We start from the raw sequence: 17,683 nt of genomic DNA on the forward strand, positions 1-17,683 counted from the left end.
AAAAATCCATAAATGAAATGTTTAGATTAAATCCAACTATTATAGATGATGTACCGAAGTGGCTGGGCTGCTAAACAAGGACAGGAAAGAATACTGGCAATTGACCTGAAAAGGAAAGGATTTGATGAAATAGTAAAAAATGCTGTACTTTCATCTTTTAGAGAAGTTTCTGATTTATCTAAGGAAGAATGGAAAGAAAAACTGGAAAATTCAGAAGTAAGATGTCAATGGGATCCAGATAGAGATATTTATGGCAATCCAATAGGAAGAAGAGCAATACAGTTAGGTATAAAGGGAGAAACAGTAAAAAAATATATAAATGACTGGATTGTAAATATAACGGATATAACTGATAAAGTTATTGAGATGAGAAATAGAATTCAAAATGGAACTTTTTCGGAGTCTATACTTCCTCAAGAGAAAAGATATATATTGTTTAATTATACTTCCAAATAATCGTTGTTGTAAAAGACAACGGTTATTTTTAAATATTGATTTTTTAAAATAAAAATTTTAAAATATTGAAATTTTCCTTAAAAAAGGATTTTTAAAGGTTGAGTGAAAACTTTTTGATGGGAAAAATTCAAATGAAATGTATAATATTGAACTAAAACAATATATTTCATAAAAAATGACATTTACTCTTGCATATTTTATCCATATATTAGAAAAAATATTTATATTTGATACTAGATGTGGTATAATAATTAAAATATGTAAAACGTTATCAAAAATTAATAAATTTATTTAAGAATTTTTTTCAAAAGATAGGAATTTTTTGCTATAATAGAATTGAGAGTGAAAACAAATTTAATTAAAAATTTGAAAGGAAAGTAAAAAATGGAAGAAATAAAAAAAGAACTTATTATAATAACAGGAATGAGTGGAGCTGGGAAATCGGAAGTAATTAACTTTTTTGAAGACAGAGAGTATTTTTGTATTGACAATTTTCCTATAAATCTTTTTCAATATTTGAATGAAATTTTCTTAAGCAGCAAAAAAAGAAATAAAGTTGCTGTTGTGATAGATGTGAGAAATCAGGAATTTATGGAACAGCTTACAGAGCAGTTGAAAATATTAGACGAAGAAGAAATATCCCATACGATGATTTATTTGGATGCAAGAAACGATGTGCTGCTTAGCAGATATGAGTTGTCCCGAAGAAAACATCCGTTAAATTTGTACGATACTTTGCTTTCTAATATAAAGGCAGAGCGAAAAATGCTTAAAAATTTTATGTCTTTAGCGGATTTGGTAATTGATACCAGCACTCTTAAAGTAAAAGATTTACAAAAACTTTTGGAAAAAGAGTTTTCAGGAAAATTGAAAAAAATAAATATAAATTTAACTTCGTTTGGATTTAAGTATGGAATACCGCTAGATTTACATTTGATGTTTGATGTGAGATTTCTTCCGAATCCTTATTATATTGATAATTTAAAGAAAAAAACTGGAAATCATATAGATGTTCAAAATTATGTGATGGGACTTTCTGAAAGTCAAAAATTTTATGAGATGCTATTGCAAATGCTTATTTATTTGATACCTTGCTATGAAAAAGAAGGAAAATCACATCTTAGAATAGGAATAGGATGTTCGGGAGGGCAGCACCGTTCTGTAACTTTTGTAAATAAACTTTTTGAAGATCTTACAAAAAGAGAAGATTATAAAATTGGTAAATACCATAGGGAAGTTGGGGAAAAAACAGAAATTGAATAAATTTTATAATAAAAAATTCGGATTAAAATTTAAAATTAAATTTTAGTTGTGGTTTTGTAAAAAATTTTTTTAAAATAAAAAATGAAAAAATTTGATATTTTTTAGTGAAGAAATCGGGGGATTATCTGGGAATGAAATAAGTTTATTTGAAAAATTGGAAAGGCAAAAGATGGAAGAGATAACTTCACCTGTAAGATATAAGGATATTCCTAAAAATCCTGGAGTTTATTTGATGAAAAATTCTCGGGGGAAAATAATTTACGTCGGAAAAGCAAAAAATTTGCAAAACAGGGTAAAGTCATATTTTATGAATATTAAGTCGCATAATGCGAAAACGCTGGAACTCGTGAAAAATATAAAAGATATTGAGTTTTTTATTTGTAAAACTGAAGTTGAAGCGCTTATTTTGGAAAATAATCTTATAAAGAAAAATATGCCAAAATATAATATTTTGTTAAAAGATGAGAAAACTTATCCATACATAAAATTTACAAAAGAAAAATTCCCTAAAATAGAAGTCGTGAGAAGTACAAGAAAATTAAATGAAAATGCAAAATATTTTGGACCATATCCAATGGGAATTTATTTTGCGCTAAAGTCTTTGATAAAGATATTTCCTGTAAGGGATTGTGCTAGAAATATGGACAAAGTAACTAAACCATGTTTAAAATATCATATGAAAACTTGTCCTGCTCCCTGTAAATTTAAAAATATTTCTTCTGAGTACAATACAAATGTTAAAAATTTTCAAAATTTTCTTTCTGGAAATAGTGATGAAGTATTAAAAAGGCTAGAAAATAAAATGAATGAGCTAAGCCAGAATATGGAATTTGAGCGGGCAATTGTCGAGCGGGAAAAAATAACCGTATTAAAGAAAATGCTGCAAACTCAGATTATTGAATACAGCCGTGAAATAGATGAAGATATATTTGTATTTACACAAAAACTGGAAAATATATTTTTGTGCGTGTTAAATGTGCGGGATGGTAAGATTATTGGGAAAAATCATATTGTTATAAAAGAAGTCGCAGGAAATCAAGAAAATATTTTTGAGCGCCTGATTACAGCTTATTATGAAAAAAGAAATATTCCAAAAAATATTATTTCTGATGAAAAATATTTGGAAAAGGAAGAACTTATTAAAGAATGGGCTAAAATTGAGAAAAAGAAGGAAATTAAGATGTATTTTCCAAAAATTCAAAGTCGCAGAAAACAGCTTTTGGAAATGGGATATTTGAACTTGGATGAAGAAGTGGAAAAGTTTTTCAGAAAAAAACGGTTAGTGCATGAAGGATTGTTAAATTTAAAAAGAAAACTTAGATTAAAAAAAATGCCACATAGGATTGAATGCTTTGATATTTCCAATATTCAGGGAGTTGATGCTGTTGCTGCGATGACAGTTGCGATTGATGGAGAAGTTACGCCAAAGGAATACAGACATTTTAAGATTACAGTAAAAGATACGCCAGATGACTTTGCTATGATGAGAGAGGCTCTTACAAGAAGATATTCTAAATTAGGCATGGAAGAATTGCCTGATTTGATTTTAATTGATGGGGGAAAAGGACAGCTGGGAATTGCGGTAGATGTTTTGGAAAAATTGAAAAAATTTGAATATTTGGATATAATCAGTATTGCAAAAAGAGAAGAAGAAATTTTTAAAAGTTATGAGAGTGAGCCATATATTTTTGAGAAAAGCGATGAAACTTTGAAAATTTTACAAAGACTTAGAGATGAATCACATAGATTTGGAATAACGCACCACAGAAAATTGCGAAGTAAAAGAAATGTTAAAAGTGCGCTAGATAGTATTTTGGGAATTGGACCGAAAAGAAAAAAAGAATTGATTAAAAAATTTGGATTAATAAAAAATATAAAAAATGCGAAAATTGAAGAACTTATGGAAGTTGTTCCAGAAAATGTGGCAATTTTGATTAAAGAAAAACTGTAATTTTTGAAAATTTTAAAAGGAGGAAAAATTTTGAAAAAAGGAATAATTCTTATGCTTTTAGGCTGCAGTCTGATTAGTTTTTCAATGTTTGATAAAATAAAAAAAGAAATTAAATGGGCTAGTGAAGAAGAACCTAAATTTAAAAAAGTAAAAGTCAACATTGATGGAGAAGAAAAAATGCGAAAAGTGATTCCTGGAAGATATGAGATAAAATTATTTGAAATAACATATCCAAGTGATTTATTTGGGAAAAATAGATTTTTTAATGAATTTAATACTTTTTTGAAGGGGATTGAGCCGATTAAAACGAAGAGCGGAGAGCCAAAAGTTGTAAATATAAGAGCAACTAGAAAATATTCGTTACTTTTAGAAAGCCGATTTTATGAAGAGATGCAGCAAATAAAAGAAGATCTTTTATCTGATGAAGAAAAAATCTTAGAACTTCCAGCGTCTTCATTGGAAGACTATTATAGACAGCAATTGACTTCAATGTCAGGTAGAATGGGTGCAACTGAATACGCTGGAACTGATCAGGAATTTTTAAATAGACAAATTTATGTGTTATATCAGCTTTTGGATAAACCTAAATTTAATCCAAACAATGTCTATTCTGAGCTGGACAAGGAGTTTTTGATTGAAGAGCTGAAAAAAAATCGGAAAGAAGTTGTTGAAAATTTTGAAAAGTCAAAAGTGGAATATTTTATAAAAGAAAGTTATGAAAATTCAGGAATTGGAAAGTTGCAAGATGACTCAATTTATAAGTTTGATAAAGATGTTGTGATTTCGGATAAATTGGAAGATCAGGCAATTTTGCCAGAGATGGAAAAAAATGTCTATTTGACGGGCTTTCCTGAAAATATTATAGAAGAACTTGCAAAAAATAAGCTAAAGTTGAAAAGAACGCCGTTACTTTTGGAAAATAGTGATTATCATGGGTATATGTTTAATGAAGATAACACAGTCGTGTTTATTGGTGGAAAGGAGCCGAAATATTATTACAAAGACTATAAAATTAATGTTGTGAAAAAACCAATTGAAGTTTTGGATTTGCTGAAAACTGATTCTAATTACTATGTTTCAGATTTTTTCTAAAAAATAAGTAAATTTTGTGAATGAAATAATTTTAACAGGAGGAAAAATGAGTGATTATATTTTGGAAATGAAAAATATTCGAAAGGAATTTTTGGGTGGAAAAATTGTTGCAAATGATGACATTACCTTGAAGGTTAAAAAAGGGGAAATTCACGCAATAGTTGGAGAAAACGGAGCTGGAAAGTCAACACTTATGAAAATATTAAATGGGCTTTATGCACCGACTTCAGGTGAGATTTTTTACAAAGGGAAAAAAACTGAAATAATTAGTCCAACAATGGCAGCAAAACTTGGAATTGGAATGGTTTATCAGCATTTTATGCTAGTTGACACTTTAACGGTTGCAGAAAATATGGTGCTTGGATTTGAGCCAAAAAAAGACGGAATATTTTTTGACTTGAATAAAGCTAGGGAAAAAGTTCGGCAAGTTTCTGAAAAATATGGTTTAAATATTGATCCTGACGCAAAAGTTTCAGATTTATCGGTTGGAATTCAACAGAGAATAGAAATTTTGAAAGTTTTGTTTAAAGGAGCAGAACTTCTAGTATTTGATGAGCCAAGTGCCGTACTTACGCCGCAAGAAGTAAAAGAGCTTTATGAAATTATGAAAAATTTGGTAAAAGAAGGAAAAACTATAATCTTTATTTCGCATAAATTGCAGGAAGTGCTGGATTTGTCGGATAATATCACGGTTATCAGAAGAGGAAGCGATGTTGGAAGACTTGCAACAAGTGAAGCAACTAAAGAAAAAATTGCAAATCTTATGGTTGGAAGAGTCGTTTTGTTTGAAGTAAAGCGTCCTGAAGTAAAACTTGGGAATGTGCTTGTAAAAGTTGAACATTTAACTGTAAAAGATAAAAAGGGCGGAAAAGATGGAATTGAAAAAGTCAGCGATGTTTCTTTTGAAATAAGGGAAGGAGAAGTTCTAGGAATTGCAGGAGTTCAAGGAAATGGACAAACTGAGTTAATTGAAGCTCTGGCTGGGCTTGTAAAGATTGATGATGGAAAATATTCGATAGGAAATAAGAGTTTGGAAAATCAGACACCAAAGGAAATTAAAAACTCGGGATTTGCACATATCCCAGAAGACAGACATAAAAGAGCCGCAATTGACAATTTTACCATGGAAGAAAATATGGCGCTTGGACTTCAAGATGAATATTCAAAAGGGTTTTTGATGAATTATGGAGAAATTGAAGCTAAAACTAAAAAATATATTGAAAAATATGATATTCGTCCGAATAATGGGAAAATTAAATTTGGCGGACTTTCTGGAGGAAATCAGCAAAAAGTTGTAGTTGCACGGGAATTAGAGCGGGAAAATAAGTTTATAATTGCGGCACAGCCAACCCGAGGAGTCGATATTGGTGCGATTGAAATGATACACAACACGATTTTGCAGGAAAAAACTAAAAAGAAAGCAATCTTGGTTGTTTCAGCTGAATTATCGGAAATAATGGCATTAAGCGATAGAATTGCAGTTATGTATTCAGGAAAAATTGTAGGAATTTTGAACAGAAGTGAAGCAACAGCGGAAAAAATTGGGATATTAATGGCAGGAGGGAAATTAAATGATGAAAAGTAATGAGATAAAATCAAAAATAATAGATTTTATTCCAACAATAGTTTCAGTTTTTATTGCTCTAATTATCGGTGGAATAATAATGATTTCAAAAGGATTAAATCCATTTGTGGCATATTTTGATATGGTAAAGGCAGCTTTTTATCAGAGTTCACCTCGTTCACCATTTTTTAGTGGACTTGCCAAAACTTTATTTATAGCGACACCGCTTATTTTTTCGGCACTGTCGGCAATGGTAGCTTTTCGTGCAGGGCTTTTTAACATAGGAATGCAAGGGCAAATGATTGCTGGAGGACTGACTGCAGCATTTTGGGCTGTTGCGTTTAAAAATCAGTTTTTGGGAAATGTTGTAATTGTAATAATTGTTGCGATGGTTGCAGGATTTATTTGGGCGGGGATCGCAGGGTTTTTAAAATCTAGATTTGGCGTAAATGAAGTAATTAGTACAATAATGTTAAATTATATAATTGTTGAAATTCAGAATTTTTTGATAAATGGACCGTTAAAAGATCCGTTATCACAGATTCCTCAAACTGTAAAAGTTGTGAAAAATGCAAGACTTCCACTGCTTTTTGCAAAAGTTACAAAACAAAATTTAAATTTTGGATTTATCTTGGCAATCTTATTAATTATCGCACTTTACTGCTTTTTCAAATATTCGAAAAAAGGTTATGAGATAAAAGCTGTTGGACAAAGTGAAACAGTCGCTGAAAATGCTGGAATTAATCCAAAGAAGATAATGTTTTTAGCAATGGGAATTGCAGGAATTTGTGCTGGACTTGGTGGTGCGGAAAGAGTTTTAGGTGGAGCATCCCAGTATGCCTATACAGAGTTAATTATGGGAGACTACGGTTTTACTGGACTTGCGGTGGCTTTACTTGGAAAAAATAATCCTTTTGGAATTTTAGTTGCGGGAATTTTTTATGCGGCGCTTGAAGTTGGTGGACAGATGTTGCAGCAAAGATATCAAGTTGATAAGGACATTGTATATATAATTCAAGCATTAATTATTATATTTGTAGCATCAGAAAATTTATTTAAGTTTTTTATAAAAAAAAAGAAAAAGTAACTAAAAATTTTAAATATTAAAATTTAAATTTAAAAGGAAGGAAAAAATAAGAAAAATGAAAGAAATAGGGAATTTAATACAGCAAACAATAATTATTGCGCCACCAATTTTAATAACAGCGGTTGGAGCGTGTATTTCAGAACGAAGTGGTGTTGTAAATATTGGTCTTGAAGGAATTATGTTAAGTGGAGCTTTTGCCGCAGCAGTTGTAAATATAGCCACAAGTAATCCATATTTAGGAATTGTGGCAGGAATGGCCGTAGGGGTTTTAATCTCGTTAATTCATGCAGTAATTAGTATAAATTTAAAAGGAAATCAGATTATAAGCGGAGTTGCAATAAATTTATTTGCAGTCGCAGTAACTTCATTTTTAATAAAGGCACTATATAACACAGCTGGAAGTACTCCAATGGCAAAAGATGCCGCTGGAAATCCAATTCTTGCAAACCAGCCTCTGATGTTAATTATTATTTATGCAATCGCAATTTTGACACATTTTTTTCTGTATAAAACAGTTTTAGGACTTAGAATAAGAACGGTTGGAGAGCATCCACTTGCAGCGGATACAGTTGGAATAAGTGTCTACAAGATAAGATATATAAGTGTACTTTTGTCGGGAGCACTCGCAGGACTTGGTGGAGCATATTTGACAACTGTACTGCTTCCATCATTTTCAAATAATATGTCAGCAGGTCGTGGATATATCGCATTGGCGGCGATGATTTTTGGAAAATGGAATCCAATTGGAGCAATATTAGCAAGTTTACTATTTGCCTTTGGTCAAGCATTTGCTGATTATGCCAAAGCGACAAGAATTCCAATACCTCAGCAATTTTTGACGATGATACCGTACATTTTGACAATATTGGCATTAGTAGGATTTGTTGGAAAAGCTAGAGCGCCGAAGGCATCTGGTTTGCCGTATGAAAAATAAAAAATAAATTTTTAGAAAAGAGGTTGAAAAATGGGATTATTTGATAATGGAAAAAAGGTAAAAGAAAAAAATTTAGAGTCTGTAGCTTCAAGTTCTGTCACTTCAGAAGAAGATGATTTAAACGGAGTGAGTATAATATCGATGGAAACTTCAATAAAAGGAACAATTGAGACAAATTCAATGTTTCAAATCGATGGAGTTTTAGAAGGTGATATTAAAGCTGGAAGTTTAGTTCATGTAGGAACAGAAGGAAGAGTTAAAGGGAATATCACAGCAAAATCAGTTTTTATTGAAGGCGAAGTTTCTGGAGATATAGTTGCTGATAAAGTTGAAATTGGTTCAAAAGGAAAAGTTCGATCGAATATTACTTCATTAACATTAGTTATTCAGGAAGGTGGAATGTTTGAAGGAAGCAAGAAAATGAAAGTAGCTTTAGTTAAGGATGAGCCGAAAGTAGAAGTTTTAGAAGATAAAGAATTATAAGGAAAGTATTTTAGTAAAAATATTGTGATTTAAAAAATCTGTTTCATAGATTTTTAAATAATTTATGGGACAGACTTTTTTGTGTAAAAATTTTTATAGACTGGAGTATAAAAAAATGGTAATATTAGATGATGAAGAATATGATAAAGTTTGGGATATATGGAAAAAAATTGATTGAAGAATTTAAAAAAGCTGATTTAGAGGGATTTAAGTTAATTGAGGAGAAAAATTAGAGAGGAACATTGAAGAAAATGAAAGACAACAAAATAAAGATTACTGGAGCTAGAGAGCATAATTTACAAAATATTGATATTGAGATTCCAAAGAATGAACTGGTTGTAATTACTGGGGTTTCAGGAAGTGGGAAGTCTTCGCTTGCGTTTGATACGATTTATTCAGAAGGGCAGAGAAGGTATGTTGAGAGCTTGTCGGCTTATGCGAGAATGTTTATTGGGCAGATGCAGAAGCCTGAATTGGATAGTATTGAAGGGCTTTCTCCTGCGATTTCGATTGAACAGAAAAGTGTGTCAAAAAATCCTCGTTCGACTGTTGGTACAACTACTGAAATTTATGACTATATGAGGCTTTTGTGGGCACATATTGGAGAGGCACATTGTCCGATTTGTCATAGAAAAGTGGAAAAACAGTCGATTCAGGAAATTGTCGATAATTTGATGAGTTCTAGGAAAGAAAAGGATAAAATGATAATTTTGTCGCCAGTTGTGATTGATAAAAAGGGAACTCATAAAAATTTGTTTTTGAATTTGCAGAAAAGAGGGTTTCAAAGAGTTCGAGTGAATGGCGATATTCTTGACTTGAGTGATGAAATTGTTTTGGATAAGAATAAAAGGCATCATATTGAAGTTGTTGTTGATAGAGTTGTGTTTAAGGCGGATAATAAGGAGTTTTTGAGTCGATTGACAGAGGCGATTGAAACTGCGAGTGAGCTTTCTGATGGAAAAATAATTGTGAATATTAATGGAGAAGATAACAAATTTAGTGAGAATTTTTCTTGTCCAGACCATCCAGATGTTGTATTTCCAGATGTTGTACCAAGACTTTTTTCGTTTAATGCACCTTATGGAGCTTGTGAAATTTGTAATGGACTTGGTTCAAGGCTGGAAGTGGATGAAAATAAATTAATTGTAGATGAAAATTTATCAATTAATGAAGGTGGAATTGTGTTTCCAGGAGCGACTACGAAAAAGGGCTGGAACTGGGATTTATTCACGGCGATGGCAAAAGCACATAAAATCGACTTGGATAAAAAGGTGTCTGAATTGACCCGGAAAGAGAAGGATATAATTTTTTATGGAAGTAATAAGAAATTTAAGTTTTCTTGGAGCGGAGATAGTTTTAGTTATAATGGAAATAGGGATTTTGAGGGAATTGTGAATGGTATTGAGCGTCGATATAGAGAAACTGCTTCGGAGTCGGCAAAAGAAGAGATGGAAGCCAAATATATGACAGAGAGAACTTGTAAAACTTGTCACGGGAAACGGCTTAAAGATGTTGTATTGGCGATAACGGTTAATGGCAAGAGTATTATTGACTTAACTGAAGTGAGTATTGTTGATGCACTTGATTTTTATGAAAAAATTCAGCTTACGGAAAAACAAATGCAGATTGCAGCTGAAATTTTGAAGGAAATAAAAGAGCGGCTAAAATTTATGATAAATGTCGGACTTGATTACTTGAGTCTTGCTAGAATGACGAAAACGCTGTCTGGTGGGGAATCGCAGAGAATTAGACTTGCGACTCAGATTGGAAGTAGGCTTACTGGCGTGATTTATGTGCTTGATGAGCCGAGTATTGGACTTCATCAAAGGGATAATGACAAGTTACTTGCGACTTTGAAGGATTTGCGTGATATTGGGAATAGTCTAATTGTCGTGGAGCATGATGAGGATACGATGAGAGAAGCTGATTATTTGATTGATATAGGACCAGGTGCTGGAATTAATGGAGGAAAAGTTGTAGCACAAGGAACGCCAAAACAAGTTATGAGAAACAAAAAATCATTGACAGCACAATATTTGAACGGAAAAATTAAAATTGAAGTGCCTGAAAAAAGAAGGAAAGCAACAAAAGAGATAGTTTTGAAAAATGCAAAAGGAAATAATTTGAAAAATGTGACGGCACATATTCCACTTGAAGTTTTAACGGTTGTAACGGGGGTTTCAGGAAGTGGGAAGTCGACATTGATTAATCAGACATTGTTCACGGAGCTTCACAACAGGCTGAATAAAGGGAAACTGTATCCGCTTGAAAATGGTGGAATTGATGGACTTGAAAACTTGGAAAAAGTGATCGATATTGACCAGTCGCCAATTGGAAGAACTCCGAGATCGAATACTGCAACATATACGAAAATTTTTGATGATATTCGTGATTTATTTTCACAGACAAACGATGCGAAAGTGCGTGGATATTCGAAAGGAAGATTTTCATTTAATGTAAAAGGTGGACGATGTGAAGCGTGTAGCGGTGCTGGAATTAATAAAATTGAAATGAATTTTTTGCCAGATGTTTATGTGGAATGTGAAGTTTGTAAAGGAAAACGATACAATCGGGAAACACTGGAAGTTCAGTACAAAGGCAAAAGTATCGCAGATGTGCTAGAAATGACAGTTGAAGAAGCATACGAATTTTTTAAAAATATTCCATCACTTGAGAGAAAACTGCAAACATTGATGGATGTAGGAATGAATTACATTCAATTAGGGCAACCTGCGACAACTCTTTCAGGTGGAGAAGCTCAACGGATAAAACTTGCGACTGAATTATCAAAAATGTCAAGAGGAAAAACCATTTACATTTTGGACGAACCTACAACAGGACTTCACTTTGAAGATATCAGAAAATTATTAGAAGTATTAAATAGATTGGTTGATAAAGGGAATACAGTCTTAGTAATTGAGCATAATTTGGATGTAATCAAGGTTGCGGATCACATTATTGATATAGGACCTGAAGGTGGTTATAAAGGTGGACAGATTATTGCAGAAGGGACTCCTGAAGAAATTGCAGAGAATGAAGGGTCTTGGACTGGGAAATTTTTAAAGAAGTATTTGTAGTGTTTAAAAAAGATAATACATATTTTTTTTCATACTATTTTAATTGTTGTGTGATATAATAAACAAAGATAAACGTTAAAAAGGAGATGTAAAAATGGGAAAAAAGAAAAACAGTTTTCTAAAAAAAATTGGCATTAATCATGATTCTAGTATTTGTAGTTGCATTAGGAATAGTTTCTTGCACTTTTTTGGAAAATAAAACTTTAAGTGTTCCAAAGTCTATAATACAAGGAAAAGTGGATAAGAAATTTCCAATTACAAAAAATTTCTTGTTTGCAAAGGTTACTTTGAAAAATCCTAAAGTTGATTTCAAAGGTGATAAAATGTATATTGACGCTGATTATTCAGCTTCACTTGTTGGAAGTGGAATTAGTGGAAAAATGTATTTGAGTACAAATGTCAGATATGATACAAATAAAGAAGAATTATATTTAGTGGATTTGTCGATTGATAAGATTTTAGATGAAAATGGTAAGGAAGTGGCAGATTCTTCGGAAGCAAAAATGTTGAAATCTTTATTGAGTAATTATATTGAGACTACGCCAGTGTATAAATATGGTGAAGAACATGAAGAGAAAAATAAAGATAGAATAAAAAAACATGTAAAAATTAAAAATATGTACATTAGAGATGGTAAATTATTTGTTCAAACTTAAAAAATATAAAAGTAGTGAAATTTTAGATTTATTTAGAAAAATGGTAATGGTTACAGCTATTTTATATTATTAATTTTAAGTATTATGAAAAATAAATTTTAGAAAATTTAAGATCAAAAGGAGAATATAAAATGGAAAAAATAAAACATGAGAAATACAAGATTTTAAAAAGAAATATTATTGAAGATTCTGATTTTACAAAGGAAACAATGTTTATTCTGATTTGTGCAATGATTATAGCTTCAATAGGATTAAATACAAATTCTGTTGCAGTAATTATTGGAGCAATGTTGATTTCGCCGCTAATGTCGCCAATTCAGTCGCTAGGATTGGGATTATCAAATGGAAATTTAAAAAGAGTTTATGTGTCACTTTTTAGATTGGGAATTTTTATATTAATAAGTGTAGTAAGTTCCACTTTTTATTTTTTAGTAAGCCCTATAAATGATGCAACACCACAGATACTAGCAAGAACTTATCCTACTTTATGGGATGTTTTAATCGCAATTTTTGGTGGAACTGCAGGAGTAATTGGAAAAACTGAAGAAGATGGTGGAAATGTAGTTCCTGGAGTAGCTATTGCAACAGCATTAATGCCTCCTTTGTGTGTAGTAGGATTTGGGATTGCTCATGGGAATCTGAAAATTTTTCTTGGAGCAGGATATTTGTTTATAATAAATGTATTTTTTATAATGATAGCAACATTAGTTGGTTTGATAGTTTATTCTGGAAATATTTTTGAAGCAAGAAATAAAATTTCAATAAAAAAACAAATAATATTTTATATAGTAAGTTTAATCATAATTATTCCAAGTATATATACAGCAACAACTTTAGTTCAAGATACAGCGAGAGAAAATTCATTAAAAAAATTTATTTCAAGGGAATTAAAAAATCATTATGTTTTTGATAATTCTATTAATAAAAAAGATAAAACTGTTACTTTAAAAATTGTAGGAGATGCCTTTAAAAAACAGGATATTGAGAAATTAGAAAAAAAACTGGAAAAATATAAATTGAAAAACTATAAATTAAAAATACAGCAGTTATCCAATGAAAAGTATTTAACAGCACAGGACTTATCAAAATATCTGAACGAAGAAAAAATAAAAGAAAATGCTGAAGATGTTTCATTACCGATTGAAAATAAAAATCGAGAAATTTTGGAAAATGATTTAAAAACTGTTGAAAATATTTTATATAAAAATTTTTCAAATAATATTAGTGAAGTTAAAATTGGGAAATTGATAGATGCAAATAATAATGAGAACTTTGTTGTTTTAGTTGTTGGGAATGAAACAATGACAGATGAAATTTCTGAAAAAATAAAAAATCTTGAGTTTAATACTGAGAAAAAATATGAAATTATTGTAGAAAAATCAAAATCTATTTCAATGAATGAAGAAACATCAAATTAGAAAAAAATACTTGAAAAAAAATAAAAAAATTTATTATTATTATTATTATAGTTAAAAATTTTATTGAGAGAATATTAACTTTAAAGTTTTTGAAGAAGTATTTATAATGCAATTAACTTAAATATTTTGAGTTTTTGACTGGCTAAATTTTCTAAAAAAATTTTTTATAAAAAAATGAAATTATTGATAAAAAATAGTTGAAATAATAAAAAAAATACGGTATTATAAGAGTAGAAGGATTTTAAAAAAAATTGTATTTTAGTAAAAAAATCTGATGTTAAAGCGTTAATTTAAAATGAAAAGAGGTAAGAATGAAAAAATCATTTTTCAAATTAATATTTCTTGTGGTAATTGTAGTTGCTGGAATTATATCTTGCGATTTTTTGGCAAATAAGACATTAAGAATACCAAATTCTATGATTACAAAGGAATTAAATAAAAAATTTCCAATTGAAAAAAATTTTTTACTTGGAAAAGTTGGACTTAAAAGTCCTGCGATGAGTTTTATAGGTAATAGACTTTATTTTTCAGCTGATTATGATGTTTCACTTTTGGCAGGAAAAGCGAAAGGTTCAATATTTTTAAACAGCCAAGTAAAATTTGATCCAAAAACAAATAAATTGTATTTAGTAGATTTAGACATCACTAAAATTACTGATGAAAAAGGTAATAAAATAGATGATTCAGTCATGGCACAGTCGCTAAAAGCACTTGTTTCAAATTATTTGGAAACTAACGAAGTTTATACTTATGATGAGGACAAAAAAGTAAAGGTAAAAAATATGTACATAAAAGACGGAAAATTGTTTGTGCAAACTTAAAAAAATTAGTTTTGGAAATTTTTTATAGTATAGAAAAAGTATGAGGAGGAATCTTTGTACTTTTTTATTTCAAAAAAAGTTGGGAAATGAAGAAAAATAAGGTATAATTAATAGAGAAGAATATTTAAAAATTATAATAATAGTTGTATAAATTTTGTATAAAATATAATTTAATAAAATATTTAAAAAAATTAAAAAAAAGATTGCTTTATAAAAAAATTTAAGTTATAATTTTAAAGAATTAAAATTTTGCTATTTTGAACATTGGAATTTTATGTAAAATTTCATTATTTTGATAATTTTTAGAAATATTGAAAAGTTTCTGAAAGGGGTGATGAAAATGGAGATAAAAAATTATTTAGATTGTATTTAAAAAATATATTGAATCGTAAATCAAAAAAATTATTATAATTTTTTTGAAATTGGAATAATAAGTGGGTTCTTGGTAAAAAATAAAAATTATTAAAATAAAAATATTGTAAAAAAAAGAAAATTTGAAGAAGGATAGGAAAAAAAATGGAATTTAGACTTATGACATATAATATTTTTGGAGCGAGATTAACTGATGGACGAGAACTTGCACGAAGCATAAAAAAGTATAAACCTGATTTTATTGGGTTACAGGAAGTGGATAGAAATACAAAAAGAAGTAAATTTCGAGATGTTACTCAAGAAATGGCACAGGAATTGGGATACAATTATTATTATTTTCAAAAAGTGATGGATTTTGATAAAGGAGAGTATGGAATTTCCTTTATTTCAAAATATGATGTAAAAATTATATATATTCACGAATTGCCGGGAAAAAGCAAGGAAAAAAGACAAGTTTTGGCAGCCAAATTAAGTCTAGGGAAATTTAAAAGAAAAATTTTGGTTGTAAATACTCATTTGGACAATAAAATGGATAATAAACATGAGGAATTGGATGACTTGTTTTCAGTAATTAATAAATTTAGAGGAGATGTGAAGTTTTTGTGCGGAGATTTTAATCTTTTACCAACGACAGAACATTACGGAAAAATTAGAGAAACTTGGAATGATAGCTACTTTGAAGGAAAAGATTTACATGGAAACAAAAACGAAGCGACAAGGGACTTGGAAACGGCAAGAATTGATTATATAATGGCTCGGAAAGATGCTAATTACAAGGTAAAAGAAAGTTTTTACATCAATGATAATTCTCGAGATTGGACAAAATTGTCAGATCACTTGCCTTATATGGCGGTTTTTGACGTGAAATAAAAATTTGTAGATTGTTTAAAAGAAGAAGATATAAATAAAAAAGTTTGCAAAACAGAATAAAAAAACATCAGGAGAAAAAATGAAAATTAGAAATGCGACAATAAACGATTTGAAAGAATTGACAAAAATTGAGGCAAAGTGTTTTCCTTCTGAAGAAGCAGCAACAGAAGAAGATTTTAAGGCAAGATTAAAAGTTTATCCAAATTATTTCTGGATTTTAGAAGATGATTTTGGGAAAATAATCTCATTTGTGAATGGAATGGTAGCGGGTAGCAAAAATTTGATAGATGAAATGTTTGAAAATCCTAATTTACATGATAAAAATGGGGACTGGCAAATGATTTTTGGAGTAAATACACTGCCTGAATATAGAAAAAATGGATATGCAGGTTTACTTTTAAAACAAGTTATAAAAGATGCAAAAAAACAGAAAAGAAAAGGAGTTGTACTTACTTGTAAAGAAAAATTGGTCAATTATTATGAAAAATTTGGATTTAGAAGTTACGGGATTTCAGAATCTTTGCATGGCGGCGCAGTTTGGTACGATATGAGAATAGATTTTTAGAAAAAATAAAAAAAGATAATTTAATTTTTTTTAAATTTTTCTATTGACTTATTATGTTTTTGAGGGTAAAATATTATTGACATAGATGAAAGGGAGTGATTTTATGAAAATCATTATTAGCGGAAAACAACTTAAAGTTACAGATGCAATCAGAAAATATGCGGAGGAAAAAATTAATAAAATTTCTAAATATTCAGACGCTATAACAGAAGTCGATGTTGTTCTGACTGTAGAAGATACAAAATCTGAAGGACCAGTTCACAAAGCTGACGGTTTAGTTTATGCAAGTGGTACAAAAATAAAAATTGAAGCTGAAGACAAAGACTTGTATGCAGCAATTGATGAATTATCTGACAGATTGGAAAGACAAGTTAGAAAATATAAAGAAAGACAAAAAGACTACAACAAAAAAGGAACTCGTTAATTTAAATAAAACTTTGAAATAAAAAAATTTTATATATAAAAAAGACTGTTTCATATTAGAGACAGTTCTTTTTTATTTTTTGTAAAAAAATAACTACTTTAATTTTTTTAATGCGGAATCAAATTGTTCTTTTGTGATACTAAAGGAATTTAGTGCGTTTAAAAGTTGTTTTGAATTATAGTAGCCTATCTTTAAATAGTCTCCCAGTTCTATTCGACGTTCTTTAGCGTTTTTTCCCGAGCAAAGCTCATTTTCTATCAAATCTTGCATTGTAAATGTGTAACCGTTATTTTCATTTTTTTCTGTAATTAAATTTTTCAGTGCATCTAAAATAGCTTTGTCGTTTGCATTTTCCACGCCGACATTTTTATTTTTAGTTGCATCTTTTCTTGAGATAAAAGCATGTTTTATATTCGGAATATATTTTCTTAACGTATCTCGAATTTTTTTTCCCGCATAATCTGGGTCGGTAAATAAAATCAGTTCATTTTCTTTAGACAAATTTACAATCTTATTTATTGTTTTTTTTGAGAGAGCAGAAAATCCATTTAATGCTATAATGTGTGCGTCAACAACCCTTTTTAGCGCCGTAATGTCATCTCTTCCTTCCACGATTATAATTTCTTTTATTTTAATCTTTTCCATTTTTT

Annotated in this window: 16 protein-coding genes; 15 read left to right on the forward strand and 1 reads right to left on the reverse strand. The window is 29.8% G+C overall.

The genetic code is table 11. The annotated features are described in order from the left end of the window. The first annotated feature begins 45 nt into the window (after positions 1-45). From BCB68_RS07475 to hpf, 15 genes are all read left to right on the forward strand, one after another. Positions 46-456, forward strand: coding sequence for a DUF4291 family protein (locus tag BCB68_RS07475; RefSeq protein ID WP_237048593.1), 411 nt, complete (start codon positions 46-48; stop codon positions 454-456). Positions 457-840: 384 nt separating this feature from the next. Further along, on the forward strand, positions 841-1,719 hold the full coding sequence (rapZ, locus tag BCB68_RS07480; RefSeq protein ID WP_094080207.1) for an RNase adapter RapZ: 879 nt from the start codon (positions 841-843) through the stop codon (positions 1,717-1,719). Positions 1,720-1,888: 169 nt separating this feature from the next. Further along, positions 1,889-3,670 (forward strand): excinuclease ABC subunit UvrC, encoded by a 1,782-nt coding sequence (uvrC, locus tag BCB68_RS07485; RefSeq protein ID WP_094080799.1) that lies wholly within the window; start codon positions 1,889-1,891, stop codon positions 3,668-3,670. 30 nt (positions 3,671-3,700) lie between these two features. Next, positions 3,701-4,762 (forward strand): hypothetical protein, encoded by a 1,062-nt coding sequence (locus BCB68_RS07490; RefSeq protein WP_094080208.1) that lies wholly within the window; start codon positions 3,701-3,703, stop codon positions 4,760-4,762. Positions 4,763-4,808: 46 nt separating this feature from the next. Then, positions 4,809-6,347, forward strand: a complete 1,539-nt coding sequence (locus BCB68_RS07495; RefSeq protein ID WP_094080209.1) for an ABC transporter ATP-binding protein — start codon at positions 4,809-4,811, stop codon at positions 6,345-6,347. Further along, positions 6,334-7,413, forward strand: coding sequence for an ABC transporter permease (locus BCB68_RS07500; protein ID WP_231724692.1), 1,080 nt, complete (start codon positions 6,334-6,336; stop codon positions 7,411-7,413). Before BCB68_RS07495 ends, BCB68_RS07500 begins: the two co-directional genes overlap by 14 nt. Positions 7,414-7,468: 55 nt before the next feature. Further along, complete coding sequence (locus BCB68_RS07505; RefSeq protein ID WP_068157324.1) at positions 7,469-8,347, forward strand: ABC transporter permease; 879 nt, start codon at positions 7,469-7,471, stop codon at positions 8,345-8,347. Positions 8,348-8,377: 30 nt separating this feature from the next. After that, the gene (locus BCB68_RS07510; RefSeq protein ID WP_094080210.1) at positions 8,378-8,830 is read left to right on the forward strand and encodes a bactofilin family protein; all 453 of its coding nucleotides are present in this window, start codon (positions 8,378-8,380) and stop codon (positions 8,828-8,830) included. A 251-nt stretch (positions 8,831-9,081) separates the two neighbouring features. Next, complete coding sequence (gene uvrA, locus BCB68_RS07515; RefSeq protein WP_094080211.1) at positions 9,082-11,907, forward strand: excinuclease ABC subunit UvrA; 2,826 nt, start codon at positions 9,082-9,084, stop codon at positions 11,905-11,907. Between the two features lie 140 nt (positions 11,908-12,047). Then, positions 12,048-12,563, forward strand: coding sequence for a DUF1439 domain-containing protein (locus BCB68_RS07520; protein WP_094080212.1), 516 nt, complete (start codon positions 12,048-12,050; stop codon positions 12,561-12,563). A gap of 131 nt (positions 12,564-12,694) precedes the next feature. After that, positions 12,695-13,981, forward strand: a complete 1,287-nt coding sequence (locus BCB68_RS07525; protein WP_094080213.1) for a TIGR00341 family protein — start codon at positions 12,695-12,697, stop codon at positions 13,979-13,981. A gap of 311 nt (positions 13,982-14,292) precedes the next feature. Then, entirely contained in the window at positions 14,293-14,802 is a 510-nt protein-coding gene (locus tag BCB68_RS07530; RefSeq protein WP_094080214.1) for a DUF1439 domain-containing protein, read from the forward strand. Positions 14,803-15,318: 516 nt separating this feature from the next. Beyond that, entirely contained in the window at positions 15,319-16,044 is a 726-nt protein-coding gene (locus BCB68_RS07535) for an endonuclease/exonuclease/phosphatase family protein (protein ID WP_094080215.1), read from the forward strand. A 79-nt stretch (positions 16,045-16,123) separates the two neighbouring features. Next, on the forward strand, positions 16,124-16,609 hold the full coding sequence (locus BCB68_RS07540) for a GNAT family N-acetyltransferase (RefSeq protein ID WP_094080216.1): 486 nt from the start codon (positions 16,124-16,126) through the stop codon (positions 16,607-16,609). A gap of 103 nt (positions 16,610-16,712) precedes the next feature. Next, positions 16,713-17,033 carry a ribosome hibernation-promoting factor, HPF/YfiA family gene (gene hpf, locus BCB68_RS07545; protein WP_094080217.1) on the forward strand — a complete coding sequence of 107 codons (321 nt, stop codon included), beginning with the start codon at positions 16,713-16,715 and terminating at the stop codon, positions 17,031-17,033. A 93-nt stretch (positions 17,034-17,126) separates the two neighbouring features. On the opposite strand, the gene rnmV is transcribed toward hpf, so the two are convergent. After that, positions 17,127-17,678: a ribonuclease M5 gene (gene rnmV, locus BCB68_RS07550; RefSeq protein WP_094080218.1), complete on the reverse strand. Its 552-nt coding sequence runs from the start codon at positions 17,676-17,678 to the stop codon at positions 17,127-17,129. Positions 17,679-17,683: the final 5 nt, after the last annotated feature.

The sequence above is a fragment of the Leptotrichia sp. oral taxon 498 genome (assembly GCF_002240055.1).
GTDB lineage: Bacteria > Fusobacteriota > Fusobacteriia > Fusobacteriales > Leptotrichiaceae > Leptotrichia > Leptotrichia rugosa.